Annotated in this window: 15 protein-coding genes; 4 read left to right on the forward strand and 11 right to left on the reverse strand. The window is 56.3% G+C overall.

Annotated elements, in window-relative coordinates:
* Window positions 1-22: 22 nt before the first annotated feature.
* The 6 genes from leuC to PGR91_RS05810 all read right to left on the reverse strand — a co-directional run bounded on the left by leuC (window position 23) and on the right by PGR91_RS05810 (window position 7,521).
* Complete coding sequence (gene leuC, locus PGR91_RS05785) at window positions 23-1,426, reverse strand: 3-isopropylmalate dehydratase large subunit (RefSeq protein ID WP_055203914.1); 1,404 nt, start codon at window positions 1,424-1,426, stop codon at window positions 23-25.
* Window positions 1,427-1,442: 16 nt separating this feature from the next.
* Window positions 1,443-2,957 (reverse strand): 2-isopropylmalate synthase, encoded by a 1,515-nt coding sequence (locus PGR91_RS05790; RefSeq protein WP_055203916.1) that lies wholly within the window; start codon window positions 2,955-2,957, stop codon window positions 1,443-1,445.
* A 206-nt stretch (window positions 2,958-3,163) separates the two neighbouring features.
* Window positions 3,164-4,831, reverse strand: a complete 1,668-nt coding sequence (gene recN, locus PGR91_RS05795; RefSeq protein WP_118656509.1) for a DNA repair protein RecN — start codon at window positions 4,829-4,831, stop codon at window positions 3,164-3,166.
* A gap of 52 nt (window positions 4,832-4,883) precedes the next feature.
* On the reverse strand, window positions 4,884-6,098 hold the full coding sequence (coaBC, locus tag PGR91_RS05800; RefSeq protein WP_101570810.1) for a bifunctional phosphopantothenoylcysteine decarboxylase/phosphopantothenate--cysteine ligase CoaBC: 1,215 nt from the start codon (window positions 6,096-6,098) through the stop codon (window positions 4,884-4,886).
* Between the two features lie 30 nt (window positions 6,099-6,128).
* Complete coding sequence (locus tag PGR91_RS05805) at window positions 6,129-6,473, reverse strand: DNA-directed RNA polymerase subunit omega (protein ID WP_101570808.1); 345 nt, start codon at window positions 6,471-6,473, stop codon at window positions 6,129-6,131.
* Window positions 6,454-7,521 (reverse strand): outer membrane protein assembly factor BamD, encoded by a 1,068-nt coding sequence (locus PGR91_RS05810; RefSeq protein ID WP_118656511.1) that lies wholly within the window; start codon window positions 7,519-7,521, stop codon window positions 6,454-6,456. Before PGR91_RS05810 ends, PGR91_RS05805 begins: the two co-directional genes overlap by 20 nt.
* A gap of 356 nt (window positions 7,522-7,877) precedes the next feature.
* On the opposite strand from PGR91_RS05810, the gene PGR91_RS05815 reads away from it, so the two are divergent.
* Complete coding sequence (locus PGR91_RS05815) at window positions 7,878-9,128, forward strand: aminotransferase class I/II-fold pyridoxal phosphate-dependent enzyme (RefSeq protein WP_055203922.1); 1,251 nt, start codon at window positions 7,878-7,880, stop codon at window positions 9,126-9,128.
* Between the two features lie 201 nt (window positions 9,129-9,329).
* On the opposite strand, the gene PGR91_RS05820 is transcribed toward PGR91_RS05815, so the two are convergent.
* The 3 genes from PGR91_RS05820 to PGR91_RS05830 all read right to left on the reverse strand — a co-directional run bounded on the left by PGR91_RS05820 (window position 9,330) and on the right by PGR91_RS05830 (window position 13,564).
* Entirely contained in the window at window positions 9,330-11,516 is a 2,187-nt protein-coding gene (locus tag PGR91_RS05820) for a glutamine synthetase III (protein ID WP_055203924.1), read from the reverse strand.
* A 103-nt stretch (window positions 11,517-11,619) separates the two neighbouring features.
* A complete protein-coding gene (locus PGR91_RS05825) occupies window positions 11,620-12,591 on the reverse strand; it encodes a M23 family metallopeptidase (RefSeq protein ID WP_118458847.1) in 972 nt (323 codons plus the stop codon).
* Window positions 12,592-12,595: 4 nt separating this feature from the next.
* Complete coding sequence (locus tag PGR91_RS05830; RefSeq protein ID WP_055203928.1) at window positions 12,596-13,564, reverse strand: peptidoglycan DD-metalloendopeptidase family protein; 969 nt, start codon at window positions 13,562-13,564, stop codon at window positions 12,596-12,598.
* Between the two features lie 173 nt (window positions 13,565-13,737).
* On the opposite strand from PGR91_RS05830, the gene alaS reads away from it, so the two are divergent.
* Together alaS and gpmI are read left to right on the forward strand one after the other, a co-directional pair.
* The gene (gene alaS / locus PGR91_RS05835) at window positions 13,738-16,359 is read left to right on the forward strand and encodes an alanine--tRNA ligase (protein WP_055203930.1); all 2,622 of its coding nucleotides are present in this window, start codon (window positions 13,738-13,740) and stop codon (window positions 16,357-16,359) included.
* A gap of 46 nt (window positions 16,360-16,405) precedes the next feature.
* Window positions 16,406-17,929 (forward strand): 2,3-bisphosphoglycerate-independent phosphoglycerate mutase, encoded by a 1,524-nt coding sequence (gene gpmI, locus PGR91_RS05840; RefSeq protein WP_118656513.1) that lies wholly within the window; start codon window positions 16,406-16,408, stop codon window positions 17,927-17,929.
* A gap of 224 nt (window positions 17,930-18,153) precedes the next feature.
* Here the strand turns inward: gpmI and PGR91_RS05845 are convergent, their stop codons facing one another.
* Together PGR91_RS05845 and PGR91_RS05850 are read right to left on the reverse strand one after the other, a co-directional pair.
* On the reverse strand, window positions 18,154-18,873 hold the full coding sequence (locus PGR91_RS05845; RefSeq protein WP_182424239.1) for a tRNA threonylcarbamoyladenosine dehydratase: 720 nt from the start codon (window positions 18,871-18,873) through the stop codon (window positions 18,154-18,156).
* The gene (locus PGR91_RS05850; RefSeq protein WP_172970762.1) at window positions 18,870-19,499 is read right to left on the reverse strand and encodes a TatD family hydrolase; all 630 of its coding nucleotides are present in this window, start codon (window positions 19,497-19,499) and stop codon (window positions 18,870-18,872) included. Before PGR91_RS05850 ends, PGR91_RS05845 begins: the two co-directional genes overlap by 4 nt.
* Window positions 19,500-19,548: 49 nt before the next feature.
* Here PGR91_RS05850 and PGR91_RS05855 point away from each other — a divergent pair, with 49 nt between their 5' ends.
* Window positions 19,549-20,754 (forward strand): CapA family protein, encoded by a 1,206-nt coding sequence (locus PGR91_RS05855; RefSeq protein ID WP_101570797.1) that lies wholly within the window; start codon window positions 19,549-19,551, stop codon window positions 20,752-20,754.
* The last annotated feature ends 92 nt before the right edge of the window (window positions 20,755-20,846 follow it).

Raw genomic sequence — 20,846 nt, forward strand, 5'->3', positions numbered from 1 at the left:
GCACCTCGTGCTTGTTATCGGATTAAAGGTTGAATACTTCGCGCGGATCGGAGATCACGCCGGTTACGGCGGCGGCGGCGGCTACCAGCGGTCCCGCCAGCATCGTGCGGGCTCCCGGACCCTGGCGTCCCTCGAAATTGCGGTTCGAGGTCGATACGCTGTACATGCCCGAAGGAATTTTGTCCGCGTTCATCGCCAGGCAGGCCGAGCAACCGGGCTGTCGCAGTTCGAAACCGGCTTCGTTCAGGATCGTTTCCAGTCCTTCGGCTTTGGCCTGCGCTTCGACCATCTTCGAACCCGGAACGAGCCATGCGGTTACGTTCGGCGCTTTCTTGCGGCCTTTCACGGCGTTGGCGAACTGCCGGAAGTCCTCGATCCGACCGTTGGTGCAACTACCCAGAAACACGTAATCGACCTTTTTGCCGAGCATCTTCTCGCCGCTGTGGAAGCCCATGTAATTCAGCGATTTGTCGAAGCTGACCTTGTCGCTGCCGCTGAGTCCTTCGCCCGACGGAATCGTGCCGGTAATGCCCATTCCCATGCCCGGGTTCGTACCGTACGTGATCATCGGCTCGATATCGGCGGCGTCGAACGCGTATTCGGTGTCGAAATGCGCGTCCTGATCCGAATAAAGTTCTTTCCAGGCGGCTACGGCTTTGTCGAAATCGGCTCCCTGCGGGGCTCGGTTGCGGCCTTTCACGTAGTCGAACGTCGTTTGGTCGGGGGCGATGATGCCGCCGCGCGCGCCGCATTCGATGCTCATATTGCAGACGGTCATCCGCTCTTCCATCGACAGGTCGCGGATCGCTTCGCCGGCGAACTCGATAAAATGTCCCGTTCCGCCCGACGCCGATATCTTCGAGATGATGTACAGGACGATGTCTTTGGCCGTCACCCCTTTGCCGCGCTTGCCGTTCACGGTGATACGCATCGTTTTGGGCTTCGGCTGCAGGATGCACTGCGAAGCGAATACCATTTCGACTTCCGACGTGCCGATTCCGAATGCGACGGCGCCGAAAGCCCCGTGCGTCGAGGTGTGGCTGTCGCCGCATACGATCGTCATGCCGGGCTGAGTGATCCCCTGTTCGGGCCCGACGATATGCACGACGCCGTGTCCGGGACTGCCCAGCTTGAAGTATTCCACACCGTTCTCCTCGCAGTTGCGGCTGAACGATTCGAGCTGTTTGCGGCTCTGTTCTTCGGCAACGGGTCGATCCTGGTTCAGGGTCGGCACGTTGTGATCCGGCGTTCCGGTCGTCTGCTGCGGCCGGGCTACTTTGATCCCGCGGTTTTTGAGTCCCAGAAAAGCGACCGGCGAGGTTACTTCATGAATATAATGACGGTCGATATATAATACGCTGCGGCCGCCGTCCAACTGACGGACTACGTGTGCATCCCAAACTTTGTCAAAAAGTGTTTTTCCCATTTTCGTGTGTTTATGATTATTCTGTTTTTTCCGTTACATTGAGCAGGTTCAGTCCGTCCACGAAAGCTTCGACGGCCGCTTTTACGACGTCCGTATTAGCCGAAAAACCGTGGACCAGCATCGACCCGCATTTGACCTGTACGTGTACGCGGCCTACGTCGTCGCTGCCCTTGTTCATCGCCTGGATCAGGAATTCGGTGATCTGTACCGTTTCGTTGATCAGCGTTTTGATCGCTTTGACCGCCGCGTCCACCGGGCCGTTTCCGGTGCAGGTGGCCGTGCGTTCGCTGTCGCCGATCTTGACGATAACCGTCGCGGTGGGGATCAGCGTGCCGGTCAGGATTTGCAGGTATTTCAGTTTGATCCGCTTGCCGACCTTTTCGCCGGTGGCGGCCCCGACCAGGTAGAGCAGGTCGTCGTCGCGGACGTCCTTCTTCTTGTCGGCCAGTTCGAGGAACTTGGCGTATACTTCGTCCAGTTCTTTCTGTTCGAGTTTGAATCCGAGCAGTTCGAGCCGGTGGTTCAGCGCCGCGCGGCCGCTGCGGGCCGTCAGGGCGATCACCGATTCGTCCAGTCCGACATCGACCGGATTGATGATCTCGTAGCTTTCGCGGCTTTTCAGCACGCCGTCCTGGTGGATTCCCGACGAGTGGGCGAAGGCGTTGCGTCCGACGATCGCCTTGTTGGCCTGTACCGGCATGTTCATCATGCTGGCTACCATGCGGCTGGTCGAAGTCAACAATTTCGAATTGATCGACGTATCGACATTCAAGTGCTTGTGGCAGCGCAGTGCCATTACCACCTCTTCGAGCGAGGTGTTGCCGGCGCGTTCGCCGATCCCGTTGATCGTCACTTCAGCTTGGCGGGCGCCGTTGATGACGGCTTCCAGCGTGTTGGCCGTCGCCATTCCGAGGTCGTTGTGGCAGTGCGTCGAGATGATCGCCTTGTGGATGTTGCCGACGTTTTCCATCAGGTATTTGATTTTCCGCCCGTACTCTTGCGGCAGGCAGTATCCGGTCGTGTCGGGGATATTGACCACCGTAGCGCCCGCTTTAATGACCGCTTCGATGACGCGCGCCAGGTATTCGTTGTCGGCCCGGCCGGCGTCTTCGGCGTAAAATTCGACGTCTTCTACATATTTCTTCGCGTGTTTCACGGCGGCTACGGCCCGTTCGATGATCTCTTCGGGGGTCGATTTGAGCTTGTCGTAAATATGCGAGTGGGACACGCCGATCCCGGTATGGATCCGCTTATGTTTGGCCAGCGCCAGCGCGTCGGCGGCTACGTCGATGTCTTTCTGTACGGCGCGGGTCAGCGCGCAGATCGTGGGATTCGAAACCGCCTTCGAAATTTCGCGCACCGAATTGAAGTCGCCCGGACTCGAAATCGGGAAACCTGCTTCCAGGATATCTACGCCCAGTTCTTCCAGGGCGCGGGCTACTTCTATCTTTTCAATCGTATTCAACTGGCAACCGGGAACCTGTTCTCCGTCGCGCAACGTCGTGTCGAAAATAAATAATTTCTCACTCATGGCATCAAGTCTTTTAAACCGTAATTCTACATTCTTTCATTTACAAAATTAGCGGTTTCATTTCGAAAGTAGTCAAATTGCAAATATACAAATACGACGGCAAAAAGCAAAACGGCGCGACTAAAGAGTCCATAATAAATGCGATACGCTCCCGTGCCGCCGCAAAATGTACGACGTCAACCTGTCCGGGGGAAAAGCATGAAGGATTACTGTTCCGGCCTGGTATTCAGCAGCAGCCGTGCCTGTTCGCGCGCGGCTGCGGTGACGTCCGTGCCGCTGAGCATTTTTGCGATTTCGTCGATGCGTTGCTGCTGATCGAGTTTGCGGATGCGGGTGGTCGTGGTCGATCCGGATTCTTCTTTGTATACGAAGAAGTGATGGTCGCCTTTGCTGGCGATCTGCGGCAGGTGCGTGATGTTGACGACCTGCAGGTCGTCCGACAGGCGGCTGATGATCTCGCCCATCCGGTCGGCGATCGACCCGGACACGCCGGTGTCTATTTCGTCGAAGATGATGGTCGGCAGTTGGCTGTGGTGCGCGACGATCGCTTTGAGGCTCAGCATCAGCCGCGACATTTCGCCGCCCGAGGCGACTCGTTCGATCGGCTGCGGCGGCATGTGGCGGTTGGCCGTGAACAAAAAGCGGATGTCGTCCGCGCCGTCGGGTTGCAGTTCCGCTGCCGGCGTGATTCCGATACGCAACTCGGCCGCCGGCATTCCCAGTTCTGCGAGCATCTCTTTGACCTGCTTTTCGACGTGCGGGACGGTTTTTTTGCGTCCGGCGGTGATTTCTGCGGCCTGCTTCGCGGCTTTTACGCGTAACTCTCCGATCCGCCGCGATAGCGTTTCGATGGCCTGCGCCGATCCTTCGAGCTGCGCGAGGCGCTTTTGGTAATCGTCCTGCAGGGCGAGCAACGTTTCGACGGAATCCGCCTTGTGCTTTTGTTGCAGCGAGTAGATCAGGTCGAGCCGCTGCGACACCGATTCGAGTCGTTGCGGATCGGCTTCCAAGCGATCTCCTTCGGAGGCGATCTCGGAGGCCATGTCTTTCAGGTCGAGCGCGGCGCTGTGCAGCCGGGTATAGAAGGCGTCGGCCTGCGGATAGACCCTGGCGATCCGACCGAGCGACACTTCGATCTCTTTGATCCGACCGAGCAGGTTTTCATCGGCTCCGGTCATCTCCTGCGAGATCCATAGCAGCGTATCCTTGATTTCGGCCGCGTGGGACAATTCGGTCTGTTGCGCTTCGAGTTCAGCCTGTTCTCCCTCTTTTAATTTGGCTTTTTGCAATTCGTCCGACTGGAAGGCGAGGTATTCTCGGTCGCGGTCGTTCGCTTCGGCCTGTTGCCGCAGCCGGTTCAGTTCGCGTTCGGATTGTTGCAGCGCAGCGAACGTCTCCTTGTAACGCGACAGCAGACCGTCGTGCGAAGCGACGCTGTCCACGATACCGGTCTGGAAACGGTTGTCCGCGAGCAGCAGGGTTTGGTGCTGCGAATGAATGTCGATCAGCCGGCTGCCGATCTCGCGCAAGGTGTTCATCTGTACGGGAATGTCGTTCACATAGGCCCGGCTTTTTCCTCCCGGCGTGACGATGCGCCGGATGATTGTCCGGTTTTCGTAGTCGATGTCCAACGATTCGAACAATGCCTCCAGTCCGTATCCGTCGACGTCGAATTCCGCTTCGATGACGCAGTTGCGCTGGCTGTTCTTAATCGCCGCGGCATCGGTGCGATTACCGAGAATCAGGCCGAGAGCCCCGAGCAGGATCGATTTTCCGGCTCCGGTCTCTCCGGTGACGATATTCAGCCCGGCGGCCAGTTCGATGTCCAACCGGTCGATCAGCGCGTAATTTTCAACCGACAAACGATTCAGCATGGCGATTTCAAAAGTTTATCCAGACGGTTTATAGGTATTGTTGAGCGTTCGGTTATTCGGGACGGGCGTTTTTCGGCGCCCAGAACGCTTCGATTTCGTCGACGATGTCCGCGGCTACTTCAGTTTTGCTTTTCAGCCCGAATACGGTTTCGCTTCCGTCGCGGCGAAGTATCGTGATCTTGTTGGTATTGCCTCCAAATCCGGCGCCGTCGTCCTGCAGGGAGTTCAGTACGATGAAATCCATGTTTTTGCGTTCCAGCTTGGATTGCGCGTTGGCTCGTTCGTGGTCGGTTTCGAGCGCGAATCCGGCCACGAGGCGCGTTCCTTTGACCGCTCCGATCGCAGCGGCGATATCCCGGGTCGGCTGCAGGGCGATGTTCCATGCCGATCCTTCCTTTTTGATTTTCGTGTCGGCGACCGCCTGCGGCGTATAGTCGGCCACGGCGGCGCACATGACCGCCGCGTCGCATCGGTCGAAAGCTTTCGTAGCGGCCCGGAACATCTGCTCGGCCGTCACCACGTCGACCGTCTGCACGCCGTCCGGCGGCGTCAAGGCCGTTTTACCGGTTACGAGGATCACTTCGGCGCCGCGTTCTTTCAATTCGGCGGCGATCGCATACCCCATTTTGCCCGACGAGAAGTTTGAAATGTAGCGTACCGGGTCGATCGGTTCGATCGTCGGGCCGGCCGTTACGAGGATCGTTTTGCCGGTCAGGTTGCGTTTCTTGGCGAAAAAATCCGATACGAAAGCGACGATCTTCTCCGGTTCTTCCATGCGGCCTTTGCCCGACAGGCCGCTGGCCAGTTCGCCTTCGGCGGGCTCGATCACCTGGTTGCCGTAGCTTTTCAGCGAGTCGAGGTTGTATTGCGTGGTAGGGTGGGAGTACATGTCCAGATCCATCGCCGGAGCGACGAAAACGGGACACCGCGCCGACAGATAAGTGGTCAGCAGCAGGTTGTCCGCCACGCCGGTCGCCATTTTCGCGATCGTGTTGGCCGTAGCCGGGGCGATCAGGTAAGCGTCCGCCCACGTGCCGAGACTGACATGGCTGTTCCATTCCCCGTTCTCCGGATTGAAGAATTCGACCGGAACGGGATGTTTGCACAGGGTCGCCAGCGTCAGCGGCGTGATGAACTGTTTGGCCAGCGGGGTCATTACGACCCGCACTTCGGCTCCTTCGCGCACCAGCAATCTGACGAGTATCGCAGCCTTGTAGGCTGCGATACTTCCCGTTACCCCGACGAGTATTTTTTTCCCTCTGAGCATCGTATTTGAAAATTGTCGGAACGATCCGGTTTATTCTGCCGGCAGCTCCTCGGTTGCGTCCGCTTTCGTATCCCGGAAATAGATCTCTCCGGAGAGAAATTCTTCGGTAGCTACGATCGCCGGTTTCGGCAGGCGTTCGTAATATTTCGATATTTCGATCTGTTCGCGGTTCTCGAAAGTCTCTTCCAGCGAGTCGTTAACGCTCGAAAAATCGGCCAGCTTGCGCGTCAGTTCCTGTTTTATTTCGCTGGAGATCTGGTTGGCGCGGCGTGCGATGATGACTACCGATTCGTAAATGTTGCCCGTCGGAGCGTCCAGATCCGTCAGTTTACGCGTTACGGTGTTGGTCGGAATACTACTTTTCTTCAGTTCCATTGCTTGTTTCGGAATTATCGGATTTATTTGATTTTTCGCTCTTTTCTTTTTTCGGCTTGGGCTCCCGGGCCGCTTTGGACTCTTTGGCCGGTTTGTGCTCTTTCTCGACAGCGGCTTTTGCTTCTTTCTTTTCTTTCCGTTCCGCTTTCCCGCGTTTTGCCGTCGTGCCGGTCTGGTCGGAGAAATTGAGGGACGGAGCCGATTCCGTTACCTCTTCGCTGTCTTCCGCTTCGGTGCCATCGGGCTTCTCTTTGTATTTCTCCAGGAATTTTTTAGCCTCGTCCTGCATTTTGTCGGCTTCTTTGCGGTATTTGCTTTCCGGATATTCGTCGATAAAGCTGTAATAAGCGTTCTGAGTATCCAGATAACGCTGACGCTGTAAGGCAGGAACGCTGTTGCGGGCATAGAGACACTGCGCGCTGACGATCAGATAAGCCAGTTCCTCGCGGTGGTTGCTTTCCGGATATTTCAGGATCGCGTTGCGCAACGCCGTAACGGCCGAATTGTAATAACCTACGTCGTAATAGAGTTTGGCGTTCAGGAAAGCTTTGTCGTAAAGCTTCTGACGCAGTTCGATCATGTTTTCGAGCAGCTCGTCCCGTTTTTGGCTTTTGGGATACCGATCCAAATATTCGCTGATGGCCTGCATGGCCTGGAACGTGAACGATTGATCGTTTTCGGGTTTCGGCGACAGGTAATAGAACCCTTTGGCGAAATAGTATTCCGACTCTTCGAGGAACGGGCTTCGCCCGAAACGCCGGCGAAATTCGTCGAATTGCTGGGAGCTGGTTTCGAAATCCCCCATTTTGTAGGAGCACAGGCTTGTGTAGAAAGCGACGGTATCGGCCTGATCGGATTGACTGAAGATGTGTTCGATGTCCTTGAACAGGGTGAGCGACCTGCTGTATTTCCCGGCATTGAAGTATTCGAGAGCCTTGTCGTACTTTTGCTTGTTGCTGCCGCTTTTCAGGAGTTTGTTGTACTCGCTGCACGACACGGTCGTCAAAAGCATTAACGCAATAAAAATTTTCGCAGGATAAAATTTCATCGTTATTTACAGGGTTTAAACGCTTCGCACGGAAAACACCATATTTACCGGACGGGCAAAGTTATGTATTTTTAACGATTTGGGAAAACATATATTGTTTTTTTTCGATTTATATTTTGTATGCGGGCACGGAGCGTTCCGATGCCGATCTCCGGTAAGGAGGGCTGCTTCCCGCGGATGCGGCGGCGCGGGCGGGAAGCGTTCCGATGCGGATGCGGCGGGTGCGTTTTGCGTTCGATTGCCGGGCGGAAAAACGGAAACGGAACATAAAAAAAGGTTAAATTTTTTATGCTTTGTAGAAAAAGGTTAACTTTGTGTGATTTTTTGTGGAATTCAACCAAACAAATTATACTACAGTGGATATTTTTGAACGAATACACGAGAACGCCGGCGGCCCGATCGGTCAGTATCAGAAATTGAGTCACGGTTACTATTCTTTCCCGAAACTGGAAGGAGAAATCGGTCCCCGGATGATGTTCCGCGGGCGGGAAGTATTGAACTGGAGCCTGAATAACTACCTGGGGCTGGCCAACAACCCGGAGGTGCGGAAGGCCGATGCCGAAGCCGCCGCCGAATTCGGTATGGCGTATCCGATGGGGGCGCGTATGATGAGCGGGCAGACCAAATGGCACGAACAGCTCGAACGGGAGTTGGCCGCCTTCGTCGGCAAGCCCGACGCGTTCCTGCTGAACTACGGGTATCAGGGGATGATCTCGATCATCGATTCGCTGCTGACCCGCCGCGACGTGGTGGTTTACGATTCGGAGGCGCACGCCTGCATCATCGACGGGTTGCGGTTGCATACCGGCAAGCGTTTCGTTTATCCGCATAACGACATGGAGGCCTGCCGCAAGCAGCTCGGTCATGCCACGAAGCTGGCCGAAGAGAACGGCGGCGGCGTGCTGGTAATCACCGAGGGCGTGTTCGGCATGAAAGGCGACCTGGGCAAGCTCGACGAGATCGTCGCCATGAAGAAGGATTTCAAGTTCCGCCTGCTGGTCGACGACGCGCACGGGTTCGGAACGATGGGGAAGACCGGCGCCGGAACGCCCGAGCATTTCGGCGTGATCGACGGCGTGGACGTACTGTTCAATACGTTCGCCAAGTCGATGGCCGGGATCGGCGCTTTCGTTTCGTCTGAAAAATATATCGTGGATTACCTGCGTTACAACATGCGTTCGCAGACCTATGCGAAAGCGCTGCCGATGCCGATGGTCAAAGGGGCGTTGAAGCGTCTGGATATGATCCGCAAGCATCCGGAATTCAAGGACAACCTTTGGACGATCGTCCATGCGTTGCAGAGCGGCTTCCGCAAGCGCGGGTTCGATATCGGCGGCACCTTGTCGCCCGTTACGCCCGTTTACATGAAAGGCGGGGTGGACGAGGCCTGCAATATCGTGGTCGATCTGCGCGAGACCTATAACCTGTTCTGTTCGGTGGTCGTGTATCCGGTGATTCCGAGAGGGGAGATCATTCTGCGGATTATTCCTACGGCCGTACATACGCTCGAAGACGTGGAGTATACGCTGGATTGCTTCGAAAAGTGCCATGCGAAACTTAAGAACGGCGATTACAAGAAGCCGATGCCGGACATGGGCGAAAAATAGTTTGATGCGAAGGCGGTCTCCGAACCGCCGGAAAACAGCTTCGAATTCTGAAGGGCGGCGTTTTCGGATTGCCGCCCTTCGTATTTCGATTTCTGATGTTATTGTCCCGGCGACCGTATGCCGATAAAAAGCGAAGCCGCCGGAAATCTCCCGGCGGCTTCGCTTTTTACAGGTCGTCGCGTATGCCGTTTTGCGGCGGCATTAGTTGATCGTCATCATTTCGCGGTATTTGGGCAGCGGCCAGAGTTCGTCGTCCACGATCAGTTCGAGCTTGTCGATGTCGTGGCGAATCTTGTCGAGATAGATCAGCACGTCTTCCGAGTAACCGGTCGCCCGCGCCACCAGGTTGTCCATGTGGTTGTATTTTTTACGGGCTTCGACCATCAGGTAAGTGTTCTCGCGAATGGCCTTCACGTGCTTGGCGATCGTCTGGATCGTACGGATTTCCTCGGCCGCCAGGTCGAGGTACTCGTTCGGCAGGATGTCCTTGAGTCCCTGGACGTTCTTAATCAGGATATTCTGGTAATGAATAGCTGTCGGAACGATATGGTTGGCCGCCATATCCGCCAGTACGCGCGATTCGATCTGGATTTTCTTGATCAGATTTTCCATGTTGATTTCGTAACGGGCGTGGATTTCCGATTCGTTGAACACTTTGTGTTTGTCGAACAGTTTCGAATAGGCTTTGCTGCTGAAAATCTTGAATGCGTCCGGAACGCTCTGGATGCTTTCGAGCCCGCGTCTGTCGGCTTCGCGCAGCCATTCGGCGCTGTATCCGTTGCCTTCGAACCGGATTTTTTTCGATTCGATGATGTATTTGCGGATGATCTGTAGGATCGCTTCGTCTTTTTTCACCCCTTTGTCGATCAGCTTGTCGACTTCGGCTTTGAATAGGGTGAGCTGTTCGGCGACCGCCGTGTTGATCGGAATCAGCGGCGCGGCGCAGTTGTTCGACGAACCGGTTGCCCGGAATTCGAACCGGTTGCCGGTGAAGGCGAACGGCGAGGTGCGGTTGCGGTCGGTGTTGTCGAGCAGAATTTCCGGGATCTTTCCGATGTCGAGTTTGATCTCGGTTTTTTCGTCGGGAGTCAGTTTCTTGTCGCTCAGGCGTTCTTCGAGCGAGTCGAGGATGGCCGACAGGGTCGAGCCGGTGAATACCGACATGACGGCCGGCGGCGCTTCGTGCGAGCCGAGCCGGTGCGAATTCGACTGGGTGGCGATCGACGCCATGAACAACGGACCGTAATTGTGGGCGGCCATGATCGTATTGACGAAAAAGGTCAGGAATTGGATGTTGTTTTTCGGCGTTTTGCCCGGCGCAAGCAGGTTTACGCCCGTGTCGGTCAGCAGCGACCAGTTGCAGTGCTTGCCCGATCCGTTGACGCCGGCGAACGGTTTTTCGTGGAACAGCACGCGCAGCTTGTGTTTTTGCGCCAGCCGGCGCATCAGGGTCATCAGCAATGTGTTGTGATCGACGGCGATGTTGGCTTCCTCGAATACAGGCGCGCATTCGAATTGATTCGGGGCCACCTCGTTGTGCCGGGTCTTGATCGGGATGCCGAGGCGGTAGGCTTGCAGTTCGAAGTCTTTCATGTATTCGAGCACGCGGCTCGGAATGGCTCCGAAATAGTGGTCGTCGAGTTGCTGGTCTTTGGCCGCGATGTGCCCCATCAGCGTACGTCCGGTCTGCGCCAAGTCGGGACGGGCCAGAAACAGCGCTTCGTCCACCAGGAAATATTCCTGCTCCCAGCCCAGCGTGACATTGACCTTCCTTACGTCCTTGTCGAACAACTGACACACTTCGACGGCGGCTTTATCAATGGCCTGCAGCGACTTGAGCAGCGGCGTTTTGAAGTCGAGCGCTTCGCCGGTGTAGGCGATGAATATGCTGGGGATACAGAGTGTCCGGTCGAGAATGAACGCGGGCGACGAAGGGTCCCAAGCCGAATAACCGCGCGCTTCGAACGTGTTGCGGAGGCCTCCGGTCGGGAAACTCGATGCGTCGGGTTCCTGCTGTACGAGCAGCTCGCCTTTGAACGCTTCGAACGATCCGCCTCCGAACATCGGTTCGAAGAAGGCATCGTGTTTCTCGGCGGTGGAGTCGTTCAGCGGCTGGAACCAGTGCGAATAGTGGGTTGCTCCTTTTTCCATGGCCCACGTTTTCATCCCCTGGGCGACCTGGTTGGCGATCTTGCGGTCGATCCGCCGTCCTTCGTCGACAGCGGTGCAGAGGCTTTCGTAAGCTTCTTTCGGGATGTATTGACGCATTTTTTCGCGGTCGAATACGTCCGCGCCGAAATAATCGGATATCTTTTTGTCCGGCAGGTCGGCTTTTACCGGCTCCCGTTTTGACATTTCGTCAAGCGCCTTGAAACGTAATATTGCCATGTCGATTCGTTGTTTGTATTTGAACGGACAAAAGTAGCAAATATTCGCGAATGCCCCTATTTTTTTGCAGGGGTATTCGCGAAAAAAATGTTTTTTCGGACGCTTAGTCGAACGATTGCATCCCGGTTTGGGCGATCCGGATGATTTTTTGGTAATCTTGGTAATTCAGTTCCATGAAAAAATAGTGGATCGGGTCTACCCGCATACCGTCGTGCTTGACTTCGTAATGCAGGTGGGGCGCCAGCGACAGACCCGTGTTGCCGGATTGGGCGATGATGTCGCCCCGTTTGACGAATTCGCCTTTTTTAGCGTAGATTTTTCCCAGGTGGCTGTAAGTCGTTTCGTAGCCGTTCCCGTGGTTGATGACCACGGTATTCCCGGACGTGGTGTTACGCGTAACGACGTCCTTGATCCGGCCGTCGGCCGTCGCGAAAACGCGCGAACCTTCGCTCACCGTATAGTCCACGCCTTGGTGGGCGGTTAGAATTTTATAGAACGGGTGGATCCGCATACCGTACGAGGCGGTCAGCAGCGTCAGGTCTTTGTTGATGACCGGCTGGATCGCCGGGATGTTGTCGATTCGGTCTTTCAGCGAATCGGCGGTTTGTTCGAGGGTCGCCAGCGTGTACAGGTGTTCGCCGGCGCGTTTTTCGAGGGTATTGAGTTTCCCGAAAAACTCCTTGCCCAGTTCCTTGTTGGATTTGGTCAGCAGTTTTTCATGGGTTTCCCAGCGTTTTTTCTCGAATTCCGTGTCGAAATTGTACGGGTCGGATTCGAACAGCGTCCGGAACACCTGCTTGTCGCGGTCGATGACGTTGTACAGCACTTTCTCGACCGTCGCATAGCGTTCGCTCAGCGAATCGTATTCCTGACGCAGCTTGCGCGTGGAGTGTTTCATCTGGTACTCCAGCGGCGTGTCGAAAAAAAACGAGAAGGCGGCGTAATAGATGACGGCGATCCCGATCCACGCGAACAGATGGATTACGCCGCGCCAAAATTTCTTCTTGAATTTTTCGCGTTGCTCGTGCCAGCGGGGAACCAGCTCCTTGAATTTCGGGGTTCGTTTGTTATCCATCGGATTAATCGCCTTCGTAAGTCGTGTACTGCGCCGATTCGATGATCTTCTGGAATTCGGCTTCGGTCATGTCGCGGCTCAGGTAGTTGATCGGGTCGACATGGACACCTTTATATATAACTTCGTAATGCAGGTGGGGGCCTTTCGACAGTCCCGTATTGCCGACCTCCCCGATCTTCTCGCCGCGCTTCACCTTTTGCCCCGGCATCACTTCGATTTTGCTCAGGTGGGCGTAACGGGTTTTGTAGCCGAATCCGTGGTTCAGCAGGATCTGACGCCCGTATCCCCGCGTCCCTTCGTTGTTGAAGGCGACGAATCCGTCCCCGGTGGCATAAACCGGCGTTCCGATGTTCGATCCCAGGTCGACGCCCTGGTGTCCTTTCACCCGTCCTGTGATCGGGTGTACCCGCGTGCCGAACGCGCCGATGTTGCCGCGCAGTTTCCGGCGGTCGAGCGGCCAGATCGCGGGAATCGCTTCGGCCATCAGCGCTTTGTTTTTGGACAGCACCTCGAGTTCGTCGAGCGATTTGGACTCCAGGTACAGCATCCGGGTCATTGCGTCGAGGTCTCTCCACGTGCCGATCATCTCCGGCGTGTACATGTCTCCTTCCAGGAAGCTGTATTTCGTGTCGGGATAGGGCGTATAGATTCCGTGCAAGTTCAGCGAGTCGGCGGCGAACAGCGAGCGGTACACGTTGTTGTCGCGGTGACGCAGTTCCTGCAGTTTGGCGGTCGCCGCGCGGATTTTGTCGTTCAGGATGTTGTACTTCAGCATCAGTTCGTTGTTCCGTTCGCCGATGCGGTACATCTTCGGCGTGTAGAAGAAAAAGGAGAAAAGCAGGTTGACCACCGAAGCCAGGATAAAGCCGATCAGCACCTTCCGCAGAATCCGGTAGAACCGGATGCGGAACGGGATCGCCATCACCTCGTAGGTCAGGGTTTGTGGATTGAATTTATACCGCTTTTTTGCCATGCATTCGATGATCGGTCAGATATTGGGAGGCTTTCTTCCGGATGCCGCCGCAAGTTCGGACACTAAAAAAGTATTTTATCAACGGGAAATGTGACAAAATTAGACTAATTTACTTAATTTTGCAATTTCCTACAAGATAACGCATCGCAGTACGCAGATATTATAAGTAAGGTATGGATTCTAATCAAATCAGAAAAACTTTTCTCGATTTTTTCCGCAGCAAAGGGCATGTGATCGTGCCGTCGGCTCCGATGGTCGTCAAGAACGACCCGACCCTGATGTTCACCAACGCCGGGATGAACCAGTTTAAAGATTTGTTCCTGGGGAACTCTCCGATCAAAGACCGCCGGGTGGCCGATTCGCAGAAATGTCTGCGCGTGTCGGGCAAGCACAACGACCTGGAGGAGGTCGGCCACGACACTTACCATCACACGATGTTCGAAATGCTCGGCAACTGGTCGTTCGGGGATTATTTTAAGAAAGAGGCGATCTCGTGGGCGTGGGAGTTGCTTACCGACGTGTACGGCCTGCCGAAAGAGCGTTTGTACGCGACGATTTTCGAGGGGAGTCCCGATGAAAATATCGACCGTGACAACGAGGCCTACCAGTATTGGAAGCAGTTCCTGCCCGAAGACCATATCATTCTCGGAAACCGTCACGATAATTTCTGGGAAATGGGCGATACGGGGCCTTGCGGCCCGTGCAGCGAAATCCATTACGATCTGCGCTCGGACGAGGAGCGGGCCGCGTTGGACGGACGCGAGTTGGTGAACCGGGGGCACCACCTGGTCATCGAGATATGGAACCTGGTTTTCATGCAGTTCAACCGCAAGGCCAGCGGCGAACTGGAACTGCTGCCGGCCCGCCACGTGGATACCGGCATGGGCTTCGAACGGCTTTGCATGGTGTTGCAGGGCAAACAGAGCAATTACGATACCGACGTATTCCAACCGACGATCCGGCGTCTGGCCGAACTGTCCGGAAAAGTTTACGGTCAGGATCGCAGGGCCGATATCGCGATGCGGGTGGTTGCCGACCACCTGCGGGCGATTGCTTTCTCGATTGCCGACGGGCAGCTGCCGTCGAACGTGAAGGCCGGGTACGTGATCCGGCGTATCCTGCGCCGCGCCGTGCGGTACGGATATACTTACCTCGGTTTCAACGAGCCGTTTATCTGCCAGTTGGTCGACGGACTCGTCCGGCAGATGGGCGAACAGTTCCCCGAACTGGCGGCGCAGCAGGATCTGATTACCAAAGTGATCGCCGAGGAGGAAGCCGCATTCCTGAGGACATTGGCTACCGGGATCAATCTGCTCGACAATGTGATCAAAAAGGAACAGGCCGCCGGCAGCCGGGTGATCAGCGGCAGCGAAGCGTTCCTGCTGTACGATACTTACGGATTCCCGATCGACCTGACCGAACTGATCGCTCAGGAAAACGGCATGACGGTAAACGGCGAGGAATTCTCTGCCGAACTGCAGAAACAAAAAGAGCGTTCGCGCAACGCGGCGGCGGTCGATACCGACGATTGGGTCGAACTGTTCCCGATCGCCGAGAGTCGCTTCATCGGTTACGATACGCTCGAAAGCGACGTGCGGATTTCGCGTTATCGTCGCGTTACCGCCAAGAACAAGACTTACTATCAGTTGGTTTTCGACCAGACGCCTTTCTACGGTAATTCGGGCGGGCAGACCGGCGACCGCGGGTACATCGAGAGCGACGAACAGAAGATTCCGGTCACCGATACCCAAAAGGAGAACAACCTGACCGTCCATCTGGTCGATCGGCTTCCGGACGATCTTTCGGCGAAGTTCCGTGCGGTAGTGGACGGCGAAGCGCGGGCGAACACGGCGGCTAATCACACGGCCACGCACCTGTTGCATAAAGCGCTGCGTACGGTGCTCGGCGATCATGTCGAACAAAAAGGGTCGCTCGTATGTTCCGATTACCTGCGTTTCGACTTTTCGCATTTCCAGAAGGTAACCGACGAGCAGATCCGCGAAGTCGAAAAGTTGGTCAACCGGGATATCCGCAGCAACTTTCCGTTGCAGGAACGCCGCGAATACCCGATCGAAGAGGCCCGTAAACTCGGGGCCATGATGTTGTTCGGCGAAAAATACGGCGACCGCGTGCGGGTGATCCAGTACGGAAAGTCGGTCGAACTCTGCGGCGGAACCCATGTTCCTGCGACCGGCAGCATCGGTTTTTTCAAGGTCGTTTCCGAAAGCGCCATTTCGGCCGGCGTGCGGCGTATCGAAGCGCTGACGGGCGACCGGGCGATGGAATACGTCTATTCGCTTGAGGATACCCTGCGAGCTGTTCAGCGGTATGTGAATAATCCTTCGGTGACTCAGGCGATCAAAAAGCTGGTCGAGGAGAATTCGGAACTGAACAGACAGATGGAGCAGCAGCGCAAGGAGCGTATCCAATCGCTGGTGGCATCCATTGAGCCGAACCTGACCGAGGAGGACGGCGTCGTACTGGTCGCTCGCCAGTTGGATTTGATGCCCGACGTCATTAAAGGAATCGCTTTCGGGCTGAAGCCGAAATTTCCGAATCTCGTGTTCGTGACCGGATCGGCCTTCGGCGACAAGGTGACGTTGACGATTATGCTGGGCGACGAGATCGTGGCCCGGGGTGTGAATGCGTCGAAAGTGATCCGCGAGGCGGCTAAAGAGATCGGCGGCGGAGGCGGCGGGCAGCCGTTCTTCGCGACGGCCGGCGGTAAGAAACCCGAAGGACTCGAAAAGGCTATTTTCAGAGCCGTGGAATTGATCAAAGGAGAATTGAAATAAGTGGAAGAGCGGGAAACGGACAGGTTTCCCCGAAAAAAGAAAGACGATGGCAAACAAAGTATTACTGATGATTTTGGACGGCTGGGGCAAAGGCGATCACGGCCACGACGATGTGGTTTATTCGGCCGACCCGGTCTATATCAACGGCCTGGAGGCCAAATATCCGTCGGCGCAGTTGCTGACCGACGGCGAAAACGTCGGCCTTCCCGACGGACAGATGGGTAATTCGGAAGTAGGTCACCTGAATATCGGCGCCGGACGCGTCGTATACCAGGATCTGGTGAAGATCAACCGGGCCTGCCGCGACAATTCGATTCTGAAGAATCCGGAGATCGTGAAGGCGTTCACCTATGCGAAGGTGAACGGCAAGCAGGTGCATTTCATGGGCCTGCTGTCGGACGGCGGCGTGCACAGTTCGCTCGATCATTTGTTCAAGTTGTGCGATATTTCGAAAGAGTACGGGATCGACAAGACGTTCGTACACTGTTTTATGGACGGCCGCGATACCGACCCGCGCAGCGGAAAGGGATTTGTGGAGAAATTGCAGGGGCACCTGAAGCATTCGGCCGGAAAAATCGCTTCGGTCATCGGCCGTTATTATGCGATGGACCGCGACAAGCGCTGGGAACGGGTCAAGGAAGCTTACGACCTGATCGTGAAAGGCGTGGGCGAAAAGGCGACGGACGCCGCCGCCGCCGTGCAGAAATCCTACGACGAAGGGGTGACCGACGAATTTATCAAGCCGATCGTCTGCGTTGACGGACAGGGCGATCCGGTCAGTACGATCCAGGACAGGGACGTGGTGATCTTCTTCAATTTCCGCAACGACCGGGCGAAGGAGCTGACGGTCGTGCTGACGCAGGAGGATATGCCCGATTACGACATGAAGAAGCTGTCGCTGTACTATTGCTGCATGACCCCTTACGACGCCAAGTTCACCGGCCTGCGCATCCTTTTCGACAAAGACAACGTGGCCAATACGATCGGCGAATATGTATCGTCGCAGGGCCTCAGTCAGTTGCGCATCGCCGAAACGGAGAAATACGCGCACGTGACGTTTTTCCTGAACGGCGGCCGCGAAGAGACTTTCGGCGGAGAGGAACGGATTCTGATCCCTTCCCCGAAAGTGGCTACTTACGATCTGCAACCCGAGATGAGCGCTTATCAGGTAAAGGACGCTCTGGTCGAGCAGTTGAACAAGAAAAAATTCGATTTCATCTGCCTGAACTTCGCCAACGGCGACATGGTGGGACATACCGGCGTTTACGATGCGATCGTCAAGGCGGTCAAAGCGGTGGACGCCTGCGTGCGCGACGTGGTCGAGGCGGCGAAGGCGAACGGTTACGAGGTCGTCGTTATCGCCGATCACGGTAATGCCGACCATGCCGAGAATCCGGACGGAACCCCGAATACGGCTCATTCGTTGAATCCGGTGCCCATTATAGTGGTGTCCGACCGCGTCAAGAGCGTCCGCAACGGCGTGTTGGCCGATGTGGCCCCGACCGTGCTGAAATTGATGGGCCTGTCCCAGCCACCCGAGATGACCGGGAAAGTTTTGGTCGAAATGTAACGCATGAACGCCGTTTTTGATCTCTTGATTGAAAACGGCGTAATTTATACCTGCCGGATGGATCGCGTCATTGGGTATTTATAATTGGACGATCGGAGTCGTCTCGGAGAAGGGCGAAGGCAGCGCTTTCTGGGTCGAACTGCCTTGCCGGGTCAAACCGATCGAAAAGTAAGAGTAAAGGAACGGTTTTTGGGGCCGCCGCCGGTATTTTTTATCGAAGCCGGTTATAATTCCCCGATCAGCCCCCGGATGACGACCGATGCGCAGTGACAGCCGAACAGTGCGGGCATGTAGGATATCGTGCCGACATTGGATTTTTTGTTGGTTTCCTCGCATAGGATCATGGCGCCTTCGCGGACCGCTTCGGGTGAAAAAACGACCCGGAACCCCGTCCGGATTCCCGCTTTATGCAATCTTTTTCGCAGCATGTGCGCCAGCGGACAGTGATGCGATTTCGCAATGTCTCTGATTTCGATCAGCGTAGGATCGGTTTTGGCTCCGGCCCCCATCGAACTGACCAGCGGAATCCCGCGGTCGAGGGCTCCCTTGATCAGATTTACTTTCGGCGACAGCGTATCGATCGCATCGACCGCGTAATCGAACTTTCCTCCGTCGAGCAGCCGGTCGGTCGCTTCGTCCCGGACATACTCCCGGAGTACGGTCAGGCGCAACTGCGGGTTGATATCTTGCAGGCGAGCAGCCAGTATTTCCGCTTTCGGCCGTCCGACCGTACTATGCAGGGCGACCAGTTGCCGGTTGATATTCGTTTCCGAAACGTCGTCGGCGTCTACGATCGTCAGCGCGCCGATGCCGCTGCGGGCGAGCATTTCGGCGGCATAGGCACCCACGCCTCCCAGCCCGACCACCAGTACGCGCGCGTTTTGCAGCCGTTTCATCTTTTCGCTGCCCAGCAGCAGTTCCGTTCGTTCGAGCCAATGAGTCATGCGGCGAATATTTTTCGATAGTTTTTACGGATTTCGGCGGCCAGTTCCGCGACGGAGACTCCCCGGATCGCCGCCGCTCGTTCGTAGATGGAACCGATCCCGGCCGCGCTTTCGTCCGTTTCGAGGAAAAGACGGTCGGATGGGGTATTGCGCAGCGCGTCCGCCGTTTTCGAAGAACGGAATGCCGTTTCGCCGAACGACAGGTAATATCCCGCTTTCAACACCTGTCCGGCCAGTTGTTTCGATCCGGCGAATCCGTGGAAAACGGCCGGTATGTCGAACGGGCGCAGGGTCGGCAGCATTTCGTTGTAGGCTTTGACACAGTGCAAGATAACCGGCAGCCCGCGTCTGCGGGCGATCTCCAGTTGCCGAACCAGCCATTCGCGTTGTGCCGTTCGGTCGACCGATACGGCGTAGTCGAGCCCGATTTCGCCGATCGCCGCGCAGGGCAGCGTTTCGAGCTGCCGCAGTCCTTGCGGATCGGCTTTTTCGCTGTCCCACGGGTGGATGCCCGCCGAAAAGAGCGAACCGTCGGAAGGCACGGCATCCGTGCCGAGCCGTATCGACCGCAGGGCGGCGGCGTCCGGTTCTTTCCGGTGCGTATGGATGTCGATAAGCGGGTACATCTGCGAAAAATGATTAGCTTTGCGGAGCAAAGGTAATAAACGGTATCCAATGAGCAAACGGTCCCTCGTCTGGTTGGTGTGCGCGATCATCGTTACGGTTTCGGTCGGAACGTTTTCCGTGTACCGGATAATCCGGCATTCCGGGGCGCCGGACATCCCGGCGTGCGTTGCCGTTCCGGCTGAGGACGACCGACAGTTGACGCTGATCTTTACCGGAGACCTGATGCAACACCTTCCGCAGGTGCAGGCCGCCTTCCGACGAGACGGCGGAATCGACTACACCGCCTGTTTTTCGCGGTTGAAAAATTATTTCGCTTCGGCCGACTTCGTAATTGCCAATTTGGAAACCACGCTCGGCGGGGAACCCTATTCGGGGTATCCTCAGTTTCGCTCGCCCGGCGCGTTGGCCGGGGCGATGCGCCGGGTCGGTATCGACGTGGCCGTCGCGGCGAACAACCATATCTGCGACCGCGGCGGGGCCGGAATCCGTTCTACGCTCGATACGCTCGTGCAGGCCGGCCTGGAGTATACCGGGGTATTCGCCGATACGCTTCCCGATCCGGCCCGCCACCCGCTTTGGTTGCGGAAAGGGGATTTTCGGGTGGCATTGCTGAATTATACTTACGGGACCAACGGACTGTCCGTCCCGCGCGGTTATACGGTGAACCGGATCGATACGCTCCGTATCCGGCAGGATATCGCCGGCGCGCGCGGCAACGGGGCGACGCACGTGGTGCTGTTTCTGCACTGGGGCAACGAGTACGAGACGTTGCCGAATCGCTGGCAGCGCGACTTGGCCGCCCGGAGCCATCGCTGGGGGGCCGATCTGGTGATCGGTTCGCATCCGCACGTCGTTCAGTCGGTCGAAACGGTATCCGATTCGTCGGGCAGGATTTGCGGGGCGACCGTTTTTTCGATGGGCAATTTTGTTTCGAACCAGCGTTTTCCCGGTACGGACGGCGGCATATCGGTGCGGATCGGGCTGTCGCTCGGCGCAGACGGGCGGACGGCTTACCGTCCCGAGTACCTGATCCACTGGACGTCGATCTCATCCGACCCGGGGAGCCGCTCGGGGCATCGTTACGAGATCGTTCCGGCCTATTCCCGCGAAACGGTTTCGCCGCAACAACGGCCGGGGCTGGATCGCTTCGTCCGGCGGACGAGGGATTATATGCAGCGTTACAGTCGCGGCTTTACCGAGATAACGGACGATTACCGGAAAAGCGGGGACGCCGGAACGTTGCCCGGCGATTGACGATCGATTGTTGATAAATAGCGCCGGATTCGGCGACTGCATCCGTCCTGGAAAAGAAAAATAAAATAATTATTGTTATATTTGTAACGCAA

This window comes from Candidatus Alistipes pullistercoris (genome assembly GCF_027665465.1).
GTDB classification, from domain to species: domain Bacteria; phylum Bacteroidota; class Bacteroidia; order Bacteroidales; family Rikenellaceae; genus Alistipes_A; species Alistipes_A hominis.